A 22203-nucleotide genomic window follows, 5' to 3' on the forward strand; every position below is an offset into this window, starting at 1 on the left:
GGACGGGGACAGTGCAATGTTTGGGCTGAATAACTATCGCTTGACGCTGGGGCTGCGCTTCGGACGCGCGCTCGTTGCGGCGGCCTCGCTGGCCGCGGCCGGAATGCTTGGCCTCAGCGCGCCGGCCATGGCCAACAACGACGTCGTCTACGTCTCGGCGACCAAGAACGCCTCGATCAAGGTGGCCAAGGGCAAACCGAAGACGATCATGACCAGCGCGGCCTTCTACCAGATCGTCATAGGCGATCCGGAGATCGCCAACGTCAATCCGCTGACCGACAAATCCTTTTACGTGTTGGGTAACAATCTCGGTACGACCGGCATCGCGCTGTTCGACGAGAACAAGCAGCTCGTCGGTACCGTCGATATCGAGGTGACGCTCGACACCGACCAGTTGGCAAGCACCATTCGCGCCAGCGTTCCTGACGCCAACATCAAGGTGGGCTCCGCCAACGGTCGCGTGGTGCTGTCGGGCGTGGCGGACGACGCGGTCGCCGCCGATAAGGCGAGCAAGATCGCCTCGCGCTTTTCCGGCAACGAGGAGGTGATTAACTCGGTCAACATCTCGTCGTCGCAGCAGGTTCAGCTCAATGTCCGCTTCGTCGAGATCAACCGCCAGGCCGGCCAGGAACTCGGTGCAAAATACGGGGCCAATTTCCAATTCGGCTTTGGTGGGCGCAGCATCACGCCGCTGCCAGAGGTGACGCCAGACACCGCAGGCACAGGCGAGATAATCGGCAATCTCCTGTCGAACGGCGTTTCGATCGATATCGCCATCAAGGCGCTGGAAGAGCGCGGCCTGGCGCGGCGGCTGGCCGAGCCGAACCTGATCGCCCGCTCCGGCGAAACGGCAAGTTTCCTCGCCGGTGGCGAGGTCCCGATTCCGGTCTCTCAAGAAAACGGCAACATCTCCGTCACTTACAAGAAATACGGCGTCAGCCTGGATTTCAAGCCCACCGTGCTCAAGGACGGGCTGGTCAGCCTGGACATAGCGCCCGAAGTATCCTCGATCGACCCGTCTGCCTCGGTCGCTGTCGGCAACGGCATTTCCGTTCCGGGCTTCATCGTGCGTCGGGCAAGCACATCGGTCGACCTGAAGAACGGCCAGAGCTTCATGATCGCCGGCCTGCTGCAGTCACAGAACGATATCACCACCTCGCGCATTCCCGGCATCGGCAAATTGCCCGTGCTTGGATCGCTGTTTTCCTCGAAATCCTATCTGCGGCGCGAGACTGACCTGGTGATCATCGTCACCCCCTATCTAGTCAAGCCGGTCGATCCCTCGAAAAAGCTCCTCGAGCCGACCGATGCTACGCAGCCGGCGAGCGATGCCGACTATTTTCTGAACAACACCGAGGAAGTGAAGGCGTCCACCGGCAACCGCTCGGCGACGCTGGCCGACGGCAGCGTTGCGCAGCCAGTTGCCGTCGCCACGGTCGGTCATTTCCTCGACTTGCCCAAGGATTGAAGCCATGCGTCTGGTTCCGGGACTATGCATCGTGCTGCTGCTTGCCGGCCTCTCCAGCGGCTGCACCAGCGACGACTATGTGCGCAGCGAAGGCGTGACGCCTGCCGCCGGCAATGCGCAGGCATCCAATACCGTCATGCAGATGGTCGATCCGTGGAAATACGGCGTCCAGAACACCAGGCTTCTGGTGCCGGCCCAGCGCGACACTCCCGGGAGCGGCGGTGCCGACGCGGCGGCCAGCGCGACGACGGCACCGACATCCACAACCAATTGATTTGATTTGTTACTGACCTGACGGGCTGACGACATGGCAAGCGGCATCAAGACCAAGAAGATCCTGCTCGTATCCACCGACAGGACGTTCCTGCAGGACACGCGCACGGCGTTCGCCGCGTCGGAGGTCATCGAGCTTTCGACAGTCGACAAGAACGTCACCGAGCTTCGCGGCGAGGTTCAGGAGGCCGATTTCGGCGCCCTTATCGTCGACATGGATGCGGCGAAGCTCGAGGAGATCGAGTCGCTGCAGCGCATCATGCGCCGGCTCGAGGGCCGTGTTCCGGTCGTCGTCGTCACGCAGGAGTTCAACGCCGCGGCGGTGCGCATCCTGGTGCAGCTCAAGGTCGCCGACTTCCTGGTCAAGCCGATCACCACCGCCGACCTGGTGCGCTCCGTCATCCGCGCGCTGCAGGGTCCGGGGCGGGAGGAGAACACCAAGTCGCAGATCTATACTTTCATGCCGGCAGCAGGCGGCGTCGGCACCACGACGCTCGCCCTGCAGACCGCGTTCCAGCTGCATCATTCGGTGACGCGGGGCGCCTCGACCTGCGTGGTCGACCTGAACTTCCAGCAGGGCGCCTGCGCCGAATATCTCGACCTCGAGCCGCGCTTCGACATCACCGAAATCGAGAACCAGCCCGAGCGCCTCGACCGGCAACTGCTCGATGTGATGCTGTCCAAGCATGCGAGCGGGCTCTGCGTGCTGGCGGCGCCGACGCGCCCGTCGGAAATGCGCTCCTTCAAGACCGACGTCGTGGTGCGCATGCTCGATCTCGTCTCGGCCTATTTCGACAATGTCGTGATCGACATGCCGCGCACCTGGTTCCCCTGGACGGAAACGGTGCTGCTCGGCTCCAACAAGCTCTATATCGTCGCCGAAATGACGGTGCCGTGCCTGCGCCACACGCAGAGGCTCATCCAGGCGGTCTATGAGACGGCCGGCAAGGAAGTGAAGCCGAACGTCATCGTCAACCGCTTCGAGCAGAAGATGTTCGACAATGGCATCAAGCATGCGGATGTGCAGGAAATCCTCGGCGAGCATTTCGTCGGCGGCATCTCGAACAATTACCGGCTGGTGCGCGAGGCGGTCGATCGTGGCGTGCCGCTGCACGAGATCGACCCGAATGCCAATGTCGTCAACGATCTGAAGAAAATCATCCTGCCGGAAGAAGCGGTCGCGACGCCCGAGAAATCGCGCTCGCTGTTCGGTATCGGCAAGGGATTGTTGAGGAGGAAAGCAGGATGATCAGCCGCTTTTCCACCCTGCAGAACCGCGACGCTCGGCCGCTGAGGGCGCCCGAGACCGCGCCGGTCACCCAGCACGCCGTGGTCATTCCGACGACCCGCAAGCCCGTCGCACCAAAGCCGGAGGCCGCACCGGCCAAGAGTGGCAACAAAGTGGGCGACGCGCGCGTTCGTATCCACCGGATGTTGCTCGAGGAGATCAACCTGGTCGCGCTGGAACGGCTGCCAAAGGACGAGATGCGCCGCCAGGTGCATGAATTCGTCTCCGAAAAGGCCCGCCAGGAGCGGATGGCGATCAATACCGTCGAGCTTGAAGCGCTGGTCGACGACATTGTCGACGAGATGGTCGGCCTCGGTCCGCTGGAGCCGCTGCTGAAGGATCCCGAGATCAACGATATCCTGATCAACGGCCACCAGAACTGCTTCGTCGAAAAACGCGGCAAGCTTCAGCAGGTGCACATCCCGTTCAAGGATGAGGCGCATCTGCTTAGAATCATTAACAAAATCGTTGCGGCCGTCGGCCGCCGCGTCGACGAATCGCAGCCCATGGTCGATGCGCGCATGCTGGACGGCTCGCGCTTCAATGCGGCGATCCGGCCGGTCGGCGTCGACGGGCCGCTGGTGTCGATCCGCAAATTCTCCAAGAACAAGCTTGGCTTGCACAGACTGGTCGAGTTCGGCGCCATCACCCAGAACATGGCAGAAGTGCTGGCGGCGGCCGTGCACGCCCGCAAGACCACCATCATTTCGGGCGGCACCGGCACCGGCAAGACGACGATGCTGAATGCGCTGTCGGCCTTCATTCCCGAAGATGAGCGGCTGATCACCATCGAGGACGCGGCCGAGCTTCAGCTGCAGCAGCCGCATGTGGCGCGCATGGAAACACGCCCGGCCAACATCGAAGGCCACGGCGAATTGAAGCAGCGCGACCTGGTCAAGAACGCGCTCCGCATGCGCCCCGACCGTGTCATCCTCGGCGAGTGCCGCGGCGAGGAAGCCTTCGACATGCTGCAGGCGATGAACACCGGCCATGAAGGCTCGATGGCGACGATCCACGCCAACACGCCGCGCGACGCCATCTCTCGCCTGGAGCAGATGCTCGGCATGACCGGCATGCCGATGACGGTGCAGTCGATCCGCAGCCAGATCGCCAGCGCCATCGACATCATCGTCCAGTTGACGCGCCTGTCCGACGGCAAGCGCAAGGTGACCAGCGTCGCCGAGGTGACCGGCATGGAAGGCGACGTCATCCAGATGCAGGAGATCTTCCGCTTCGTGCGCACCGGCATGGAGGCCGACGGCAAGATCCTCGGTCACTACGAGGCGACCGGCATCCGCCCGCGCTTTCTCGAAGATCTGCGCGCAATGGGCATCGAGTTCCCCGGACGCTATTTCGAGCCCGGCCGGCCGCAGGAGTAGCAGGTGTTCGAGGGCTTCAGCGCGATCTACGTCGTCTATGCCGCGGCCGCGCTCACCGGCATCATGATCGCTGAGGCCTGCTATCTGCTCTATGCCGGCCGCAGCGACAAGCGCACGGCGATCAACCGGCGCATGAAGCTGCAGGAAAACAAGATCAGCCAGGAGCAGGTGCTGATCCAACTGCGCAAGGAGCGGGGTCTCGAGGCCGGAGCGTCACGGTTTTCCCTCGACCAGTTCCGTGCGCTCCGCACCCAGTCCGGCATGGTCATGCCGTTGCCCAAATTCCTGACGATCACCTCCGGCGTGGCGTTCGCGCTGGCGCTGGTTGCCATCTGGTATGGCCTGCCGCTGCTGATGGGCCTGCTGCTTTTCGTCGTGCTGCTGCCGGTGCTGCCGGTGATGGTGATGCGCTCCCAGCGCAACCGCCGGCTGAAGCGGTTCGGCATGCAGTTGCCGGAGGCACTGGAGTTGATCACGCGCGGCCTGAAGGCCGGCCACCCCGTGCCGGTGGCGATCGCCATGGTGTCACGCGAAATGCCGGACCCGATCGGCACCGAATTCGGCGTCATTGCCGACGAGGTGACCTATGGCTCGGACCTGGTTTCAGCGTTGAACGCGCTGTTCGACCGCGTCGGCCATGAGGACCTTCCGCTGTTCGTCACCGCGGTGTCGATCCAGACCAGCTCGGGCGGCAATCTGCGCGAAATCCTCGATGGGCTGTCGATGACGATCCGCGACCGCGGCAAGCTGCGCCGCAAGGTGCGCGCCATTTCGACCGAAGGCCGCATGTCGGCCTACATCCTGACAGCGGTGCCGGCGCTGCTGTTTGCCGCCATCATGGTGCTGATGCCGCAGTTTTATCAAGACGTGTGGGATGAGGCGAAGACCTGGTACCTGCTTGGCGGCTCGATCTCCTGGCTGATGCTTGGCAACCTGATCATGTTCAAGATGTCGAACTTCAAATTCTGAAATGCAAAGCGTCATCGAATTCCTCGCCTCGCTTGCGCCAACGTCGCTGATACCGGTGGCGCTGCTGTTGCTTGTGCTGGGCGGCGGTGCGGTGGCGTGGCCGCTGGTCGCCGCGCAAGGCGACCGCAATGACGTCAAGCGCCGTCTGAAGGTGGAGGACAGCCAGGCGGTCGAGCGGACCGAAGCAGCGCCCAGAAAGAAGCCCAGCGCGGTGCGCGAGAAGGCGGTCAGGCAAGCGCAGGAATTCTACGCCAAGAGCGATCCGGAAAACGTCGCGCGGCTGCGCATGAAACTCATCCAGGCCGGCTATATGGAGCCGCGCGCGGTGGGCACGTTCTTCCTGATCCGCTTTGCCGCCTTTGTCGGCGCCGCCGTCGGCGCGTTTCTGATCAACCAGTGGATGGCCAGCGCCGATGCGACCATGACCAGCCGCTGGAGTTTCGTCATCCTGTCGGGAGCGGCCGGCTACTTCCTGCCGGGACTGGTGCTGAGCCAGAAGGTAAGCGAAAAGATGCGCGAGTACCGCAACGGCTTTCCCGACTTCATGGACCTGATGATCGTCTGCTCCGATGCCGGCATGAGCATGGAGGCCGGCATCGAGCGGGTTTCGAAAGAACTTGCCAAGACCTATCCGTCGCTCAGCCATAATCTGCAGATGGTGTCGCTGGAGTTGAGGGCCGGCCGCAGCCTCGACGACGCGCTGAAGGCGCTCGCCGATCGCCTTAGCCTCGACGAGGTGCGTTCCTTCGCCACGCTCCTGCAGCAGTCCAAGGAGCTTGGCACCAGCCTGTCGGGGGCGCTGCGCGTGTTTTCCGACGAAATGCGCCACAAGCGCATGTCGCTCGCCGAGGAGAAGGCGCATGCCTTGCCGGCCAAGATGTCGGTGCCGGTGACGGTCTGCATCCTGCCGGTGGTGCTGATGATCGCCATCATCCCGATCATCGTCAAAATGACGGCGGATTAGGATTTCGGGCTTTGCGACAAAAACGATCCTTGTTCGAAACCAAATTTTAGGCGCGTTTCGGCACCGAAGGTTAATCGCCTCCTTGTACAGTGCTTCCTGAAGAACGACCCGGCAAATCGGGCGATTGGGGCAGGGGCATGCGTCACAGAACTCTCACGGCAATGGCCGCGATGGCAGCCATCTTGATGATATCAGGTTGCACGTCGGCCAACGTCGACACGACCAAGACCACCGCTATCCAGCCAACGGCAAAAGACGTCAGCTCGTCCGACCTGGACCACGGCAAGGCGCAGTTCCGCGAGGCGAATTACGGCCTCGCCGAAAAGCACTTTCGCAAGGCCGTCGAGCTGAAGGCCGACAATGCCGAGGCATGGATGGGGCTCGCCGCTTCCTATGACGAACTTGGCCGTTTCGACTTCGCCGACCGTGCCTACGACCAGCTTTTGAAGGTTGCCGGCCGCAAGCCGCAGATCGTCAACAATATGGGCTATTCGCAGCTGTTGCGCGGCAACAAGAAGAAGGCGAGGGCGCTGCTCCTGGAGGCCAAAGCCCACATGGCCGACCAGACGGTGGTCGACGCCAATTTGGCGCTGCTGGCCAAGAGTTGATCGGCCTTCGCATCCGTAGCGTGCAGCGGCCCACCGAGACAGGACATCAACTCTTTGTAAACCCTGTCCGCAGGTTGGGCGGGAAACCTGACCAAAAATGGTATCTGCGGGCCGCCCCTGGCTTATGATGCAGTGCAACCAAGGATCGCAAAGGCTGCCGCGCACATATGTTGGATTTCAGTTCGCTCCTGCTCGCGGCGGCGCTGTCGGGTACGTGTCTCAGCATAACCCTGCTTGCAATCTGGTTCACCACGCCCATGGCGCGGTTTGTCCTGACCGTGGCGTGCGGCATGCTTGTCCTTGTCGCGCATGTGGTGCTGTTCTGGCAGTACGGCAGAGATCCAGGCCCCTTGCTGTGCCAGGCCGTGCTTGCGCTGCTCAGCCTGGGCTTTCTGATCATCTGCCTGTCGGCCATGCAGTATCTGGGCGTTGGCCACTATCGAAGCGTCGTCTTGCCGACCGTTGCGGCAATGGCCGTCTGCGCGGCTGTCACCTATTTCGGCCTCGATGGCGTCGGCTTCATCCTCACCTACGTTGCCGTGACGGCGCTGCTGACGGTGACCGGGGTACTGTTCTGGATCCAGGGCGGTCATGATCGCCGGATTCTCCTGGTCGTTTCGTTCCTCAGCGGCACCTGTGCTCTGTCCTTCGGACTGTGCGCCGCGATGCTGGTCGTCAACGGACAATGGGTGCTCGGCGTGGCGCCCGACAACTGGGCCGAACGATTGAATTCCGTCGTGGCGGTTGCCTGCATGACCGGTCTCGGCGCGTTGACGCTGTCGCTGCACCATTTGCAGGCGCAGATCGAATTGAAGGCCGAGACCTTGACCGACCCGCTGACCGGGCTGATGAACCGGCGCGCCCTGATGTCGCTCTATGGCGACCGCGCCTTCGGTCCGTTCATGTCCGTGGTCATGTTCGACCTCGATCATTTCAAGCGGACGAACGACGTGTTCGGCCATCCGGTCGGCGACAAGGTTCTGTGCCGCTTCGCCGCGGTTATCCGCAAGTATGGCAGGACCGGCGTCGACGCGTTTCGACTGGGCGGCGAGGAGTTCGCGCTGGTCATGTCGCGCATGACGGAAGAAAAGGCCTACGACTTTGCGAGCAAGATCGGCGTCGCCTTCGGCGCCGAAGTCGTGCCCACCCCGCGCGGCCCGTTGCGCAGCACCGTCAGCGGCGGCATCGGCTTCGGCGAGGTCGGCGGCAGCAGCCTCGAGGACGTGCTGGCGGAGGCCGACAAGGCGCTCTACGCGGCCAAGAACGCCGGGCGAAACCGCGTGCTTGTCTTGGACAAGGCGAGCAAGGCCGACGGGCCGGCCTTGCGTTCCGCCTGACCCGTCGCGCGAAATTATTCGGCGGCGCCCAGATATTCCGACAGCGGCGGGCAGGAGCAGACGAGGTTGCGGTCGCCGGCGACATTGTCGATGCGCGACACCGGCGGCCAGTATTTGGCTGATGTATCGGTGTCACCTGCCGGATAGGCGGCCTCCAGGCGCGAATAGGGATGCGACCACTCGGCGGCGAGCGCTTCCGCCGCGGTGTGCGGTGCGTTGACCAGAGGATTGTCGGCCAGCGGCCATTCGCCCTTCGCCACCTTGGCTGCTTCGCCGGCAATCGCGATCATCGCCTCGCAGAAGCGGTCGAGCTCGCGCTTGGGCTCGGACTCGGTCGGCTCGACCATCAGCGTGCCGGCGACCGGGAACGACATGGTCGGCGCATGGAAGCCATAGTCGATGAGACGCTTGGCGATATCGTCGACGCTGATGCCGGCGCTTTCCTTGAGCACGCGTGTGTCGAGGATGCACTCATGCGCGATTCGATCGTGCCTGCCCTTGTAGAGGAGCGGGAAGTGCGGCGCGAGCCGCGTCGCCACATAGTTGGCCGAGATGATGGCGGTTTCCGTGGCCTGCTTCAGGCCGGAAGCGCCCATCATGCGGATGTACATCCAGGTGATCGGCAGGATGGAAGTGCTGCCGAACGGTGCGGCCGCCACGGCATGCGCCGAGCCCTCGGTGACATGACCAGGCAGATAGGGCTGCAGATGCGCCTTGACGCCGATCGGGCCGACGCCCGGACCGCCGCCGCCATGCGGGATGCAGAAGGTCTTGTGCAGGTTCATGTGGCACACGTCGGCGCCGATATCGCCGGGGCGGGCGAGGCCGACCAGCGCGTTGAGGTTGGCGCCGTCGAAATAGACCTGCGCGCCATGCTCGTGGATGAGGGCGCAGAGGTGGCGCGCGCCTTCCTCATAGACGCCATGCGTCGAGGGATAGGTGAACATCAACGCCGCGAGATTCTTGGAATGCTCGTTGGCCTTGGCCCTCATATCGTCCATGTCGATATTGCCATCCTCGGAGCAGCGCACAACCACAACGCTCATGCCAGCCATCGCCGCGCTCGCCGGATTGGTGCCATGCGCGGAGGATGGGATCAGGCAGACGGTGCGATGGCCTTCGCCGCGCGAGCGGTGATAGGCGCGGATGGCGAGCAATCCGGCATATTCGCCCTGGCTGCCGGCGTTGGGCTGCAGGCTGACCGCGTCGAAACCGGTGATCTCCGACAGCCAGCCTTCCAACTCGCCGACCATGGCGCGGTAGCCCGCCGAATGGCTGGCCGGCGCGAAGGGATGCAGATTGGCGACGCTCGGCCAGCTCACCGGCATCATCTCGGCGGCGGCATTGAGCTTCATGGTGCAGGATCCCAGCGGGATCATGGCGCGGTCGAGCGCCAGGTCCTTGTCGGCCAGGCGGCGCAGGAAGCGCATCATCTCGGTTTCGGAGTGGTTTTCGTGGAAGACCGGTTGGCTGAGGAACTCCTTGCCGCGTGGTTTTCCGGGCAGGGTGCTGGCACCGGCAGCGCCGGCCTTGGCGCCGAACAGCGCGGCAATCGCCTCAAGATCGGCCTCGGTCGAGGTCTCGTCGAAGCTGATGCCGACATGGTCGGCGTCGATGGCGCGCAGCAGCCGGCCGGTTTTTTCGGCGGCGGCGGCAATCGCCTTGGCCTTGCCTTTCACTTCCACCGTCACGGTGTCGAAGCGGCTGGCGCCAAGCACAGAAACGCCTGAGGCCTTGAGGCCGGCAGCCAGGCGGCTGGCGAGCTCATGAATGCGTCCGGCAATCGCCTGCAGGCCGGCGGGGCCGTGCCAGACGGCATAGGCCGTCGCCATATTGGCGAGCAGCGCCTGCGCGGTGCAGATGTTGGAGGTGGCCTTGTCGCGGCGGATGTGCTGCTCGCGCGTCTGTAAGGCGAGCCGGTAGCCGGGGCGGCCCTTGCTGTCGGTGGACTGGCCGACGAGGCGGCCCGGCATCAGGCGGGTTAGTTTGTCGGAGACGGCGCAGTAGGCAGCGTGCGGGCCGCCAAAGCCCATCGGCACGCCAAAACGCTGCATCGGACCGACGGCGATGTCGGCGCCAAGCTTCGCCGGCGCGTCGGTCAGCGTCAGGCCGAGCGGGTCGGCGATGAAGATGACCAGCGCACCAAGGGCGCGGGCCTTTTCGATTGCTGCCTTGTGGTCGCCGTAGACGCCAAACGTATCCGGCCAGGAAACGAGCAGCGCGGCGGTGTTGTCGTCGATCGTCTCGCCATCGACCTCGGTGCCAAGCGGCTCGGCGCGGGTGCGCACGACGTCCAGCGTCTGCGAATGCGGCGTGCCGGCGAGCGCCACCTTGGTGCGCTTGTCGCGATGGTGGCGCAGCGCAATGCCGACCGCCTCGGCCACGGCGGTGGCCTCGTCGAGCAGCGAGGCCGACGCCACCGGCAGGCCGGTCAGTTCGGCGACGAGGGTCTGGAAATTGAACAGCATTTCCAGCCGGCCCTGGCTGATCTCGGCCTGGTAGGGCGTGTAGGCCGTGTACCAGGCCGGGTTCTCGAACAAATTGCGCTGGATGACCGGCGGCACGTGGACGCCGTGATAGCCGGCGCCGATGAAGCTCTTCAGCACCGTGTTCTTTGCCATGGTCGCCGACAATTCGGCCAGCGCTTCAGCTTCGCTGGCCGGCGCGGGCAGGGTCAGCGGCAAGTCGAGGCGGATCGATCTCGGCACGGCCTGACTGATCAGCGTCTCGACCGAGGGCACGCCGATCGTGGCGAGCATCGCTCGGACATCGTTGAGGCCGGGACCGATATGGCGGGCCGCGAAGGGGGTGGGTGCTGCGCTCATTGTCTTGATCCTGCCGTCAGCCGATATGGGCCTTGTAGCCCGCCTCATCCAGAAGGCCTTCGAGCTGGCTTTCATTGGCGAGCCTCATCTTCCACAGCCAGCCGTCGCCGGTCGCAGCCGAGTTAACCAGGGACGGGTCCGACGACAACGTACTGTTGGCGTCGGTGATTTCGCCGTCGACTGGCGCGTAAACGTCCGAGGCCGCCTTGACGGACTCGACCACAACCGCCGTATCGCCCTTGCTCAGTTTCTTGCCGATTTCGGGCAGTTCGACGAAAACGAGATCGCCGAGCTGCTCCTGCGCGTAGTCGGTGATGCCGACCGTGGCGATGCCGCTTTCGACGCGGAGCCATTCGTGGTCTTCGGTGAAATAGGTCTTTGCCATCGGGACTTATCCTTTGCGGTAGCGATGAGGTGTGAAGGGCAGGGGATTGATATCGATCGGGATTTTCGTCCCGCGCACATCGGCGAAAAGTTTTGTGCCGGGCTTGGCCAGCGCAGTCTGGACATAGCCCATGGCAACCGGGTGGCCGGCGGAGGGGCCGAAGCCGCCCGAGGTGACGTGGCCGGCCGGATTGCTGTCGGCGTCGAACAGGGCCGCTCCCGCACGCACCGGCTGGCGGCCTTCCGGCTTCAGGCCGACGCGTTTTTGCGCCGCGCCGCGCTCAACGCTTGCGCGCAGCGCGTCGGCGCCGACGAACGAGCCCGAGGCGCGGATATCCTTGGGGATCGCCCACATCAGCCCGGCGCTGGCTGGATCGATCTCGGGCGTGATGTCCTGGCCGTGCAGGCAGAGCCCGGCTTCTAGCCGCAGGCTGTCGCGGGCGGCAAGGCCGATCCAAAGCACACGCTCGTCTTCGAGCAATTTCGCGACCAGATCCCGCGCGTCCGCTTCCGGCAGGCCGATCTCGAAACCGTCTTCGCCGGTATAGCCGGAGCGGCTCATGAACCAGTTTTGCCTGGGTTCGATGCCGTGCATGAACAGCAGCGAGCCGGTCTCGATGCCGGCGCGGGCAAGGGCCGCCCAGGCCTCGAGGCCCTGGATGGCCAGGAAGACGCGGTCGAGGGCGTCGACCTTTGCGTCGAAATCCTCGGCCAATGCCCGCAGGTGCTTCTCGTCGGTGGTGGCGTTGCCGGCATTGGCAACGACCATGAAACGCTCGTCGCTGAGCCGCGTGATGATGAGGTCGTCGATGATGCCGGCGGCCTCATTGAGGAAGAAGGTGTATTTGGACTGGGAGATCTCGATCGCCCCGGCGTCGAGCGGGCAGGCGCGGTTGAGAAGTGCCGCGGCACCGGGACCGCTGACCTCGAACAGCTTCATGTGCGAGATGTCGAACAGGCCGGCATGCTCGCGCGTGTGAAGGTGCTCCTTCATCACGCCGGCCGGATAGGTGAGCGGCATCGACCAGCCGGCGAAGGCGCCAAAGCGTGCTCCGGCAGCCGCGTGCAGGTCTTCGAGGGGTAGGTGCCTGGTGTCTTCGCCCGTCATGTCTTCTCCAGAGTCGCACGCAATCGGCCGCTGATGGCGACCAGTCCGTGCCCCTCTGTCTGAAGCCTGAGAGACTCGCGCCCCGTAACTCTGTCGGCAGCGCTTACACCTTCGGCGCGGGGGCAAGCCCCGACTTTCCAGAGTGTCTTTCCCGTCTACGGTTCTTTTGCCTGAGAGATTTCGGGCGATTTCCCCTTCGGCGGCAGCTCTCGCTGCTCTCTCCCGCAAACAGGTAGGACTCAGACCTTGAGCCCTCGACTCGTCATCCATAGCCCGTGAACGACACCTTGTCACCTGCCAGCGACATCTAAAGCGCGTCGCGTTGAAACGGATTCAGGCGATGCGCTTTAGATCTTTGATTTGATGCATGTCGTTCTCCCAAAACCGCGGCACACTTTTGGGCGACATGCATTGGCTGACAAGTCTTCGCTAACCACGCCGTTTGCCGGATTCTCAAGACACTGCTGATAAGCTCGTCGACATGGTGGCTTGCGACCGGCGGCAGCCGGCGCGGAGGGGACAAGAAAATGGGCGAACTGATCATGAGCGCGCCGGTGGCTGGACTGACCTCGAAGAACCGCATCACGGCCGAGGACGTGACGATGCTGCGCCGCGAGGTGTTCGGCGACGGCGTGGTGAGCCGCGGCGAGGCCGAAGCGCTGTTCGCGCTCGACGCGACGGCTCGCGACAAGTGCCAGGAATGGCCTGAATTCTTCGTCGAGGCGATCACCGACTACATCGTCCACCAGGAAAAGCCGGCGGGCTACATTTCCGAGAGCAATGCCGATTGGCTGGTGCAAACAATCTCGCGTGACGGCATGGTCGACAGCCGCACCGAGCTCGAGCTCCTAGTGCATGTGCTGGAAAAGGCGAAATCGTCGCCGAGCCGGCTTTCCGCCTACGCGCTGGAGCAGGTCGCCCATGCAGTGATCGACGGCAAGGGGCCCCTGATGCTCGGCGGCCATCTGGTGCCCGGCCTGATCGCCAAGGCCGAGGTCGATCTGTTGCGCCGCATCCTCTATGCCTATGGCGGCGACGGCAACATCGCCGTCACCCGCGCCGAGGCCGAGGTGCTGTTCAAGATCAACGAGCGGACCGCGGCGGCCAGCAACGACCCATCCTGGAACGATCTGTTTATCAAGGCGATCGCCAATTTCGTCATGTGCTCGGCCGGTTACGAGGCGCCGACGCGCGAAGTGGCGCTGCGCCGCGACGCCTTCTTCGATCAGGCCGATCCTGAAATCGGCGGCTTCTTCGGCCGCATGGTGGCGGGCGGGCTCGCCAGCATCATGGAAGCCTATCGCTCGCCCGATGATATCGAGGCCGACTGGGAAGCGAAGAACCGGGCAGCGGAAGCGCTGGCCCGCCGCGCCGAGACGATCGACGCTGGCGAGGCGAAGTGGCTGGCCGAGCGCATCGGCGCCAACCGGCCGTTGCTCGATAACGAGCGCGCGCTGCTGACGCTGATCAAGCATGCCTCGCCGGAAATCCATCCGGCGTTGAAGCCGCTGCTCGACAAGGTCGCCTAGGGTCGAGCGATATTCATGTGATGCCGGCTTGCAAGTGGCGGTTTCCTGCGCTCCCGGTGCGTACTTTAGGTACGCTTCGCTCCGGTTCTCGGAATCCGCCCAGGCTGGTCGCTTCGCGCTCGCCTTCGACTCTGGCTCAGCCTGGCCTCAATCTCGACGGCCCTGTATGGTCCATTCACTAGATTCCAGCGTACCAGTCGTAGCCATTGTCTTCCCAATAGCCGCCGCGGCCGCCGCCGATGCTGGCGAAGCTGTCGACCAGTTCGATCTTGTAGAGATACTTCGGCATCTTGTAGCCGAGCTGCCGCTCGACTCGCACGCGCAGCGGCGCACCGTTCTCGACCGGCAATGGCTTGCCGTTCAGACCATAGGCCAGGATCGTCTGCGGATGGCGGGCATCGATCAGGTCGATCGTGCCGTAATATTTGATGTCGCCGGCAAGACTCCGGTCGATCGTGTCCAGGCAATGGAACATGACGTAGCGCGCCTGCGGCTTGACCACCGCCTGGTCGAGAACCAGCGACAGCGGCGTGCCGGTCCATTTGGCGATGCAGCTCCAGCCCTCGACACAGTCGTGGCGGGTGATCTGGGTGCGGCTCGGCATGTTCTGAAGCTGCTCGCGGGTCAGCGAGAGCGGCTTCTCGACGAGGCCTGAGACTTCCAGCCGCCAGTCGGCGAAGTTGTTGGCGAGCAGGCCCTTGTATGTGTCGTCGTCGGGCGCGGTGACGCCGTTCGGCCGTTGCGGCTGGCGGATGTCGGCCTCGGTGAATTCCTGGGCCAGCGCGTCGCGGCCGGCGAGCCAGCGTTGCGCGCGATATGTCAGGCCGTTGGCGCCTTCCATGAAGCTGCGCAGGCCGTCGCCGACGCCAAGCCCACTGTCAAAGGCATCGCAGCCCGATAGCATGATGCCGGAAACGCCAAGGCTGGCCGAGGTCAGGAATTTTCGGCGGCTGATCTCGAACTTTGCCATGTCAGGCGCTCCTCTCGGGCGTGTTGTCGCCATGCGCCGGCGGGTCGGTGCGGTACCAGCCGGTGATGATCGAGCGCAATTCGTTGATCGGGCCGGCGGCAAGGATCATCACCATATGGATGACGAAGAAGCCGACGAGCAGCACCATGACCGCGAAATGGATGGTGCGCGCCGTCTGCCGGCCGCCGAGCAGATCGTTGAGGAACGGCAGCACCGAATTCATGCTCGGCGACATGGCAAGGCCGGTGATGATCATCAGCGGCAGCAGCACGAACAGCACGCCGCCATAGGCCATCTTCTGCAGCGTGTTGTATTCGCGGGTGTGGTGGAACTTCAGTTTGGCGTGGTCGACGATGTCACGCGGCAACCGCTTGAGGTCGTCGATGCGCGGCGCGAGATCGCGGCGCAGATGGCCGTTGATCAGGCTGGCGACGAGCCACACGAGCAAGGTGGTGCTCAAAATCCAGGCGAAGAAGAAATGCACGACGCGGGCGGTGCCGAGATCATAATAGGACGGAATGGTCGCCCAGGACGGGAAGCCGCGCGCCGTTTCCTGGCCGGCCGGTCCTGACCAACCGAGCACACCGGTGGTGTCGAAACGCTTGCCGAAGATCTCGGTGTAGCCGCGCGTTCCGGCATTGGTGTTTTCGGCGCCAATGGCGAAGACGGTGTTGTTGTAATCGAACCCGGACTCCTTGCCGATATAGAGCTGGGGGCGGGCGTTGAAGATCTGTAGGCCGGAGAGCAGCATGAAGAACAGCGAGATCGCCCACAGCCAGTGGGTCAGTCGCGTCCAGCGCGATTGGCGATAGATCAGCGTCGCATCCTTCGGCGCGGCATCCACCTCGGCGGTTGGTTGGCTCCTGGCAACGGTATCCATCGTCTTTTGTACTCCCGGCCGCACGTCCCGTCGCGGCCTCTCAGCTGTTCGTTCTCCTCCCAATACGTCGCCAGCCCAAGCGATGTTTCACACGATCACGTTTTTATTACGGGCTGCCGAGGCTGACTGCGAGGTTGACCGCGGCAGCGACGATGACCGTGTTGAAGAAGAACGCCAGGATCGAATGGACAAGCACCACGCGGCGCATATGCGAGGTCGTGATGCCGGTGTCGGCGGTCTGCGCCGTCATGCCGATGACCGTTGCGAAATAGAGGAAATCCCAGCCTTCCGGCCGTTTGCCGCCGGGGAACTCGAGGCCGCCGACCGGTATCTTCTTCTTGGTGGTGGCGTCGATCTCGTCGCCGTCCATCCAGTAGACATGAGCGTAGTGGAGCGCCGCCATGGCATGGATGGCAAACCAGCCGAGCGGAATGGACATCATTGCGAAGACGAGCTCCAACGGGTGCGCGCTGTCCTTCTGGTTGATGAGCTGAAAAAGCGAGCCGATGGCGATGCCGACGACGAACAGCGTGACGGCAAAGATCACCAGCACCGGCAGGTCGGTGGCGCGCGCGTTCTTGCTGAGATAGTGGCCGGTAAGCCGTGGCATAAGGGCGAGCACGAGAACGACGTAAGTGGCAAAGAACGCGTTGGCGCCGATCGAATAGGGGAGCGGCGCATTGAGCAGCCGTGCAACGACGAGTGCGACGACACCGATGACAGCGGACACGGCGAACTGCTTGTGCCGGGGCATCGGCAACTTGGCGGATGTGTCGTCAACCATGGCCCAGCCTCTGAAGGGCGCCTGAAGTCAATCCGGTGTGGCGGATTTGAGCGCCCGCCGCAAGATGCGGTCGAGCTCGCCGAGAAACCGCGAACGGTCCTGCGGCATGAAGCCGGCATTGTAGCCCTTGCTTTCGCCGGTCTCGCGCAGATGCTGTTTCAAATCGCGCATCGCCACCGCCATGCCGATCGTTTCCGGCGTGAACGGCCGCCCGGTCGGGCCGAGCACATGGGCGCCGAGCGTCACCGCGCGGGCGGCGAGCGGGATGTCGGCGGTTACGACGACATCGTTGGGCTTGGCATTGTCGACGATCCAATCATCTGCGGCATCGGCGCCCTTGGAGACGACGACGTTGCGGACCATCGGGTCGCGCGACGGGCGCAAGCCGCCATTGGAGACGAAGGTGACGACGATGCCGTGGCGCTCCGCGACCTTTTCAACCTCGGCTTTCACCGGACAGGCATCGGCATCGACGAGGATGGCAGGTGCAGGCATTGTCTCTCCAAACGAGCATGGGGCCGGAGACATGCCCGGCCCCATGTCTGAAATCGAACGAATGTCAGGCCGGCAGCGCGCCCGACTTCTTCGCGGTCCAGGTGGCGATATAGTCCATCAGGCCTGGATTGAGGCAGTCATAGGGCTCGATGCCGATTGACTTCAACTGTGCGCGGATGCCGTCCATGCGGCTCGGATCGACACCGGATTCGATGATCGAGGAGACGAAGGCTGTGAAGCCCGGCGGCGACCAGCCGTCCTCCTCGAAGCGCTCGGGATGGATGAAGGAAAGCCCCTTGAACGGATGATCGCGTTCGACCGGGCCGTGCATGTGGACGCCGCAGCCGGTGCAGGCATGGCGCTGGATCAGCGCGCTCGGATCGACCACTTTCAACTTGTCGCCGTTCTCGACGACGGTGACGTCGCCAGTGCCAGCCACGGCAACAACCGAGAAGATCGCGCCATCAGGCTTCCAGCACTTGGTGCAGCCGCAGGCGTGGTTGTGGGCGATCTGGCCCTTGACCTTCACCTTCACCGGCTTGCTGGTGCAGGCACAAACCAGCGTACCGCCGGCAAAGCTTGCGCTTTCCCTGGGCAGGCCATTGTCGATTTTCGGATGCAGTTTTTCCGGCATTTTATTCCTCCCTTGTTGAACCCTGTGCAACGTCAGTCGCTGGCCCTTCGGTCGGCGGCTTTTCTTCTCTCAGTAAATCACCACGCTCCTGATCGACTTGCCCTCATGCATGAGGTCAAAGCCCTTGTTGATGTCTTCGAGCTTCAGCGTGTGGGTGATCATCGGATCGATCTGGATCTTGCCGTCCATGTACCAGTCGACGATCTTCGGCACATCGGTGCGGCCGCGCGCGCCGCCGAAGGCGGTGCCCATCCAGGTGCGCCCGGTGACCAACTGGAACGGCCTGGTCGAGATCTCCTGGCCGGCGCCGGCAACACCGATGACGACCGACTTGCCCCAGCCGCGATGCGAGGCTTCCAGCGCCTGGCGCATCACCTTGGTGCTGCCGGTGCAGTCGAATGTGTAGTCGGCGCCACCGATCTGGTCCGCACCGCGCTTGGTCATGTTGACCAGATGAGGAACGACGTCGCCGTCGATCTCCTTCGGATTGACGAAATGCGTCATGCCGAATTTCTCGCCCCAGGGCTTCTTGTCGTTGTTCAGATCGACGCCGATGATCATGTCGGCGCCGGCAAGCTTCAGGCCCTGGATGACATTCAGGCCGATGCCGCCGAGACCGAAGACGACGGCGGTGGCGCCCTGCTCGACCTTGGCGGTGTTGATCACAGCCCCGATGCCGGTGGTGACGCCGCAGCCGATGTAGCAGATCTTGTCGAAGGGGGCGTCGGGATTGACCTTGGCCAGCGCGATCTCGGGCAGCACGGTGAAGTTCGAGAAGGTCGAGCAGCCCATATAGTGGAAGATCTTGTCCTTGCCGATCGAGAAGCGCGACGAGCCATCGGGCATCAAGCCCTGGCCCTGCGTGGCGCGGATCGCGGTGCACAGATTGGTCTTGCGCGACAGGCAGGACGGGCACTGGCGGCATTCGGGCGTATAGAGCGGGATGACATGGTCGCCCTTCTTGACCGAGGTGACGCCCTTGCCGACATCGACGACGATACCGGCGCCTTCATGGCCGAGGATTGCCGGAAACAGGCCTTCCGGATCGGCGCCCGACAGCGTGAATTCATCGGTGTGGCAGATGCCGGTCGCCTTGATCTCGACCAGCACCTCGCCATCGCGCGGGCCTTCGAGGTCGACCTCCATGATCTCCAGCGGCTTTCCGGCGGCAACAGCGACAGCGGCGCGCGTTTTCATCAGGCAGTTCCTCCCAAGGCAATCGATAAGGTTTTCCGGTTTTGCCAGGACGATGAGCCTGCCCAGCGTATGCCCGCGTGCCCGTCCCAGCTGAACTCACGATCCACCTTATAGGGTTCGGCGGTGCCGGCCAACTTCCCCTTGCGACGTTTTTCGGCGCACCGGCCAGAAGGCGCTGGGTGGACCGCCGGGGCACTTGAGACATGGCCGGAGAGTCCATAGAACTGGTTCCTCCGGAGGACATGAATTCAGTATGTTCAAGAAGATCCTGATCGCCAATCGCGGCGAGATCGCCTGCCGTGTCATCAAGACGGCGCGCAAGATGGGCATCGCCACCGTCGCGGTCTATTCGGACGCCGATCGCGATGCCGTGCATGTCGATATGGCCGACGAGGCCGTGCATATCGGGCCTGCGCCGGCGGCGCAGAGCTATCTGGTGCCCGAAAAGATCATCGCCGCTTGCAAGGAAACCGGGGCTGAAGCCGTGCATCCCGGCTACGGTTTCCTCTCGGAGCGCGCGTCGTTCTGTGAGGCGCTTGAGAAGGAGGGCATCGTCTTCATCGGACCGAAGCCGAAAGCCATCAAGGCGATGGGCGACAAGATCGAATCGAAGAAGTTCGCCAACGCCGCCAAGGTCAGCACCGTGCCCGGCTGGCTCGGCGTGATCGAGAATGCCGATCATGCCGAAACGATCGCCGGCGAGATCGGCTACCCGGTGATGATCAAGGCCTCGGCCGGTGGCGGCGGCAAGGGCATGCGCATCGCCTGGAGCAAGGCCGAAGTGCGCGACGGCTTCGACCGGGCGCGCTCGGAAGCCAAAAGTTCGTTCGGCGACGACCGCGTCTTCATCGAAAAATTCGTGGTCGATCCGCGTCATATCGAAATCCAGGTGCTGGCCGACGCGCATGGCAACGCGCTCTATCTCGGCGAGCGCGAATGCTCGATCCAGCGCCGCAACCAGAAGGTCGCCGAGGAGGCGCCGTCGCCGTTCCTCGACGCCAAGACACGCAAGGCGATGGGCGAGCAGTCGGTGGCGCTGGCCAAGGCGGTCGACTATCAGAGTGCCGGCACAGTCGAGTTCATCGTCGACAAGGACAAGAACTTCTATTTCCTTGAAATGAATACAAGATTGCAGGTCGAGCACCCGGTGACGGAGCTGGTCACCGGCATCGATCTGGTCGAACAGATGATCCGCGTGGCGGCCGGCGAAAAGCTCGCGATCAAGCAGGGGGACGTGAAGCTGAACGGCTGGGCGGTGGAAAGCCGGCTCTATGCCGAGGATCCGTACCGCAATTTCCTGCCGTCGATCGGCCGGCTGACGCGATATCGGCCCCCGGAGGAGGGGACGTTCGGCGATATCCTCATCCGCAACGACACCGGCGTCACCGAAGGCTCCGAGATTTCGATGTTCTACGACCCGATGGTGGCAAAGCTCTGCACCTGGGCACCGACGCGGCTCAAGGCCATCGACGCCATGTCGGAGGCGCTGGACAGTTTTGTCGTCGACGGCATCGAGCACAACATTCCGTTCCTGGCCGCGCTGATGCAGCACCCGCGCTGGCGGGATGGGCGGCTGTCGACCGGCTTCATCGCGGAAGAATATCCCGACGGCTTCGCGCCGATCGTGCCGGACAAGGACGAGAAGGCGGTGCTGGCATCGATCGCGACCGCGATCGAATTGCTGCGCCGAGACCGGCTCGATCGGCTGGGCGGGCGGCTGGCGCCGCATTCGGGCATCCTGAAACGGGACTGGGTGGTCAAGGTCGGCGCCGACTATCTTTCGGCCGCCATCATAGAGGGCATGATCTCGATCCCGATGGAAGTCGACCTGTCGATCGACGGCGGCAAGGCGCTGACCGTGGCCTCAGACTGGCGGCCGGGCGACCTCATCTGGCGCGGTACGGTCGACGGCCGCAGGATCGCCGCACAGGTCCGGCCGGTGCCGAACGGGTTGCGCATCGCCTGGAAGGGCATGTCGGTGATGGCACGCGCCATGCTGCCGCGCATTGCCGAGCTTGAAAGGCTGATGCCGGAAAAAGTGCCACCGGATACTTCGAAAATGCTGCTTTGCCCGATGCCCGGCCTTGTCGTGTCGATTGCCGTCGCCGAGGGGCAGGAGGTCAAGGCCGGCGAGACGCTGGCCGTGGTCGAGGCGATGAAGATGGAAAATGTGCTGCGCGCCGAGCGCGACCTCACAGTGTCGAAGCTCAACGCCAGGCCCGGCGACAGCCTCGCCGTCGACGCGGTGATCATGGAATTCGCCTGATTTCGCAAACGGTCTGAAGGAGGGCAGGCCTGGAAAGCCCGCCTCCCGTGAGGTCACATCAGGCGTGTGCCACCAGCGCGCTCTGATCGGTGACGACATAGACGCAGGCACGGCAGGCATCCGCGCCACGCTGGCTGTACCAGCGGCATGTGCCACGGATGACGCAGCGCGGCAGGTTTTCGGCAGGCTGGATGTTCTGGTCGGCCATGCCTGTCAGCACCTTTTCGATGACGCCGCAGGAATTGCCGGTCCATTGCTTGCATTTGCCTTCGACGCAACGTCCGCCAAAGCGGAAACGCGCTTCGGGCACGCCCGATTTGCTCGCCTGCTCGACGAAGTCCGCGTCGATCTCGAGCCGGGTCGGGATCGGCTGCACAATGCCGTCGGCCCCGACGACGCCGATCAAAAGCGCTCCGGGTTCGGCGCGGGCGCTTGGACACGACTTTTCGCCGTGATCGGCGATCTTCGGGCTCGCCGAGCCGTTTTTGTCGTCTGCCGGAGCGAGCGACATGACGTCAGCGGATCAACCCGCCGATCTCTTTCTCGACGGCGGGCAGCTTGAGCTGGTCGATATGCGCAACCAGGCCGAGCCATTCCTTCGGGAAGCGCAGGACGACGTCCGGCTGTGCGCGGGTTTCGGCAATCGACGCCAGCACCGCCTGCTGGATGGTCTTTGCCAGCTTCTCGTCCATGCTCTTGGAGAGTTTGAGACCGGATAGATCGACGACAAAACGACTAGCCACGGAAATTCTCCTCGTAAAAAACTTCCTCTACATCCGGCAGTTTGTGGGAGCTGTTTCAGATCAACCATGAAGCGCTTCACACGGACCCGGAACGAAAGGGAG

At 63.6% G+C, this 22203-nt stretch carries 21 protein-coding genes and 1 riboswitch; of the genes, 10 read left to right on the forward strand and 11 right to left on the reverse strand.

Annotation, left to right across the window (positions count from 1 at the left end; translation table 11 throughout):
• Positions 1–16: 16 nt before the first annotated feature.
• From AC1RUK_RS09570 to AC1RUK_RS09605, 8 genes are all read left to right on the forward strand, one after another.
• Positions 17–1468, forward strand: a complete 1452-nt coding sequence (locus tag AC1RUK_RS09570; protein ID WP_481835809.1) for a type II and III secretion system protein family protein — start codon at positions 17–19, stop codon at positions 1466–1468.
• 4 nt (positions 1469–1472) lie between these two features.
• Positions 1473–1742 carry a hypothetical protein gene (locus AC1RUK_RS09575; RefSeq protein WP_481835808.1) on the forward strand — a complete coding sequence of 90 codons (270 nt, stop codon included), beginning with the start codon at positions 1473–1475 and terminating at the stop codon, positions 1740–1742.
• A gap of 33 nt (positions 1743–1775) precedes the next feature.
• Positions 1776–2990 (forward strand): CpaE/TadZ family protein, encoded by a 1215-nt coding sequence (locus AC1RUK_RS09580; protein WP_481840227.1) that lies wholly within the window; start codon positions 1776–1778, stop codon positions 2988–2990.
• Positions 2987–4408, forward strand: a complete 1422-nt coding sequence (locus AC1RUK_RS09585; protein WP_481835806.1) for a TadA family conjugal transfer-associated ATPase — start codon at positions 2987–2989, stop codon at positions 4406–4408. Before AC1RUK_RS09580 ends, AC1RUK_RS09585 begins: the two co-directional genes overlap by 4 nt.
• Positions 4409–4411: 3 nt before the next feature.
• Entirely contained in the window at positions 4412–5377 is a 966-nt protein-coding gene (locus AC1RUK_RS09590) for a type II secretion system F family protein (protein ID WP_436171988.1), read from the forward strand.
• A gap of 1 nt (position 5378) precedes the next feature.
• Positions 5379–6341 (forward strand): type II secretion system F family protein, encoded by a 963-nt coding sequence (locus AC1RUK_RS09595; RefSeq protein WP_481835805.1) that lies wholly within the window; start codon positions 5379–5381, stop codon positions 6339–6341.
• 161 nt (positions 6342–6502) lie between these two features.
• Complete coding sequence (locus AC1RUK_RS09600) at positions 6503–6949, forward strand: tetratricopeptide repeat protein (protein ID WP_481839536.1); 447 nt, start codon at positions 6503–6505, stop codon at positions 6947–6949.
• A 167-nt stretch (positions 6950–7116) separates the two neighbouring features.
• A complete protein-coding gene (locus AC1RUK_RS09605) occupies positions 7117–8286 on the forward strand; it encodes a GGDEF domain-containing protein (protein WP_481835804.1) in 1170 nt (389 codons plus the stop codon).
• A 14-nt stretch (positions 8287–8300) separates the two neighbouring features.
• Here the strand turns inward: AC1RUK_RS09605 and gcvP are convergent, their stop codons facing one another.
• From gcvP to gcvT, 3 genes are read right to left on the reverse strand one after another with little or no spacing between them, the layout of a single operon-like run.
• Positions 8301–11111 (reverse strand): aminomethyl-transferring glycine dehydrogenase, encoded by a 2811-nt coding sequence (gene gcvP, locus AC1RUK_RS09610; protein WP_481835803.1) that lies wholly within the window; start codon positions 11109–11111, stop codon positions 8301–8303.
• Between the two features lie 16 nt (positions 11112–11127).
• A complete protein-coding gene (gene gcvH, locus AC1RUK_RS09615) occupies positions 11128–11496 on the reverse strand; it encodes a glycine cleavage system protein GcvH (protein ID WP_481835802.1) in 369 nt (122 codons plus the stop codon).
• Positions 11497–11502: 6 nt separating this feature from the next.
• Entirely contained in the window at positions 11503–12603 is a 1101-nt protein-coding gene (gene gcvT, locus AC1RUK_RS09620; protein ID WP_481835801.1) for a glycine cleavage system aminomethyltransferase GcvT, read from the reverse strand.
• Between the two features lie 148 nt (positions 12604–12751).
• A riboswitch (glycine riboswitch) is annotated at positions 12752–12838 on the reverse strand.
• A gap of 292 nt (positions 12839–13130) precedes the next feature.
• Here gcvT and AC1RUK_RS09625 point away from each other — a divergent pair.
• On the forward strand, positions 13131–14132 hold the full coding sequence (locus AC1RUK_RS09625; protein ID WP_481835800.1) for a hypothetical protein: 1002 nt from the start codon (positions 13131–13133) through the stop codon (positions 14130–14132).
• Between the two features lie 178 nt (positions 14133–14310).
• Here the strand turns inward: AC1RUK_RS09625 and AC1RUK_RS09630 are convergent, their stop codons facing one another.
• The 6 genes from AC1RUK_RS09630 to AC1RUK_RS09655 all read right to left on the reverse strand — a co-directional run bounded on the left by AC1RUK_RS09630 (position 14311) and on the right by AC1RUK_RS09655 (position 19092).
• Entirely contained in the window at positions 14311–15102 is a 792-nt protein-coding gene (locus AC1RUK_RS09630; protein WP_481835799.1) for a molybdopterin-binding protein, read from the reverse strand.
• A 1-nt stretch (position 15103) separates the two neighbouring features.
• A complete protein-coding gene (locus AC1RUK_RS09635) occupies positions 15104–15982 on the reverse strand; it encodes a cytochrome b/b6 domain-containing protein (RefSeq protein ID WP_481835798.1) in 879 nt (292 codons plus the stop codon).
• Positions 15983–16088: 106 nt separating this feature from the next.
• Positions 16089–16766 carry a DUF1345 domain-containing protein gene (locus tag AC1RUK_RS09640; RefSeq protein WP_481835797.1) on the reverse strand — a complete coding sequence of 226 codons (678 nt, stop codon included), beginning with the start codon at positions 16764–16766 and terminating at the stop codon, positions 16089–16091.
• Positions 16767–16793: 27 nt separating this feature from the next.
• Positions 16794–17261, reverse strand: coding sequence for a YaiI/YqxD family protein (locus tag AC1RUK_RS09645; RefSeq protein ID WP_481835796.1), 468 nt, complete (start codon positions 17259–17261; stop codon positions 16794–16796).
• 64 nt (positions 17262–17325) lie between these two features.
• A complete protein-coding gene (gene gfa / locus AC1RUK_RS09650) occupies positions 17326–17895 on the reverse strand; it encodes an S-(hydroxymethyl)glutathione synthase (RefSeq protein WP_436171976.1) in 570 nt (189 codons plus the stop codon).
• A gap of 69 nt (positions 17896–17964) precedes the next feature.
• A complete protein-coding gene (locus AC1RUK_RS09655) occupies positions 17965–19092 on the reverse strand; it encodes an S-(hydroxymethyl)glutathione dehydrogenase/class III alcohol dehydrogenase (protein ID WP_481835795.1) in 1128 nt (375 codons plus the stop codon).
• A gap of 253 nt (positions 19093–19345) precedes the next feature.
• On the opposite strand from AC1RUK_RS09655, the gene AC1RUK_RS09660 reads away from it, so the two are divergent.
• Positions 19346–21358 (forward strand): acetyl-CoA carboxylase biotin carboxylase subunit, encoded by a 2013-nt coding sequence (locus AC1RUK_RS09660; RefSeq protein WP_481835794.1) that lies wholly within the window; start codon positions 19346–19348, stop codon positions 21356–21358.
• Positions 21359–21416: 58 nt separating this feature from the next.
• Here the strand turns inward: AC1RUK_RS09660 and AC1RUK_RS09665 are convergent, their stop codons facing one another.
• Both AC1RUK_RS09665 and AC1RUK_RS09670 read right to left on the reverse strand, forming a co-directional pair.
• Positions 21417–21869 (reverse strand): hypothetical protein, encoded by a 453-nt coding sequence (locus tag AC1RUK_RS09665; RefSeq protein ID WP_481835793.1) that lies wholly within the window; start codon positions 21867–21869, stop codon positions 21417–21419.
• Between the two features lie 4 nt (positions 21870–21873).
• A complete protein-coding gene (locus tag AC1RUK_RS09670; RefSeq protein ID WP_404279077.1) occupies positions 21874–22101 on the reverse strand; it encodes a hypothetical protein in 228 nt (75 codons plus the stop codon).
• Positions 22102–22203 lie beyond the last annotated feature (102 nt).

The organism is Mesorhizobium monacense, assembly GCF_056781675.1.

What these genes read in the sequence shown, in the direction of transcription:
- AC1RUK_RS09570 (WP_481835809.1), top strand. Translation starts at nt 17, where the DNA reads ATGTTTGGGCTGAATAACTATCGCTTGACGCTGGGGCTGCGCTTCGGA.
- AC1RUK_RS09575 (WP_481835808.1), top strand. Translation starts at nt 1,473, where the DNA reads ATGCGTCTGGTTCCGGGACTATGCATCGTGCTGCTGCTTGCCGGCCTC.
- AC1RUK_RS09580 (WP_481840227.1), top strand. Translation starts at nt 1,776, where the DNA reads ATGGCAAGCGGCATCAAGACCAAGAAGATCCTGCTCGTATCCACCGAC.
- AC1RUK_RS09585 (WP_481835806.1), top strand. Translation starts at nt 2,987, where the DNA reads ATGATCAGCCGCTTTTCCACCCTGCAGAACCGCGACGCTCGGCCGCTG.
- AC1RUK_RS09595 (WP_481835805.1), top strand. Translation starts at nt 5,379, where the DNA reads ATGCAAAGCGTCATCGAATTCCTCGCCTCGCTTGCGCCAACGTCGCTG.
- AC1RUK_RS09600 (WP_481839536.1), top strand. Translation starts at nt 6,503, where the DNA reads ATGGCCGCGATGGCAGCCATCTTGATGATATCAGGTTGCACGTCGGCC.
- AC1RUK_RS09605 (WP_481835804.1), top strand. Translation starts at nt 7,117, where the DNA reads ATGTTGGATTTCAGTTCGCTCCTGCTCGCGGCGGCGCTGTCGGGTACG.
- gcvP (WP_481835803.1), bottom strand. Translation starts at nt 11,111, where the DNA reads ATGAGCGCAGCACCCACCCCCTTCGCGGCCCGCCATATCGGTCCCGGC.
- gcvH (WP_481835802.1), bottom strand. Translation starts at nt 11,496, where the DNA reads ATGGCAAAGACCTATTTCACCGAAGACCACGAATGGCTCCGCGTCGAA.
- gcvT (WP_481835801.1), bottom strand. Translation starts at nt 12,603, where the DNA reads ATGACGGGCGAAGACACCAGGCACCTACCCCTCGAAGACCTGCACGCG.
- AC1RUK_RS09625 (WP_481835800.1), top strand. Translation starts at nt 13,131, where the DNA reads ATGGGCGAACTGATCATGAGCGCGCCGGTGGCTGGACTGACCTCGAAG.
- AC1RUK_RS09630 (WP_481835799.1), bottom strand. Translation starts at nt 15,102, where the DNA reads ATGGCAAAGTTCGAGATCAGCCGCCGAAAATTCCTGACCTCGGCCAGC.
- AC1RUK_RS09635 (WP_481835798.1), bottom strand. Translation starts at nt 15,982, where the DNA reads ATGGATACCGTTGCCAGGAGCCAACCAACCGCCGAGGTGGATGCCGCG.
- AC1RUK_RS09640 (WP_481835797.1), bottom strand. Translation starts at nt 16,766, where the DNA reads ATGGTTGACGACACATCCGCCAAGTTGCCGATGCCCCGGCACAAGCAG.
- AC1RUK_RS09645 (WP_481835796.1), bottom strand. Translation starts at nt 17,261, where the DNA reads ATGCCTGCACCTGCCATCCTCGTCGATGCCGATGCCTGTCCGGTGAAA.
- gfa (WP_436171976.1), bottom strand. Translation starts at nt 17,895, where the DNA reads ATGCCGGAAAAACTGCATCCGAAAATCGACAATGGCCTGCCCAGGGAA.
- AC1RUK_RS09655 (WP_481835795.1), bottom strand. Translation starts at nt 19,092, where the DNA reads ATGAAAACGCGCGCCGCTGTCGCTGTTGCCGCCGGAAAGCCGCTGGAG.
- AC1RUK_RS09660 (WP_481835794.1), top strand. Translation starts at nt 19,346, where the DNA reads ATGTTCAAGAAGATCCTGATCGCCAATCGCGGCGAGATCGCCTGCCGT.
- AC1RUK_RS09665 (WP_481835793.1), bottom strand. Translation starts at nt 21,869, where the DNA reads ATGTCGCTCGCTCCGGCAGACGACAAAAACGGCTCGGCGAGCCCGAAG.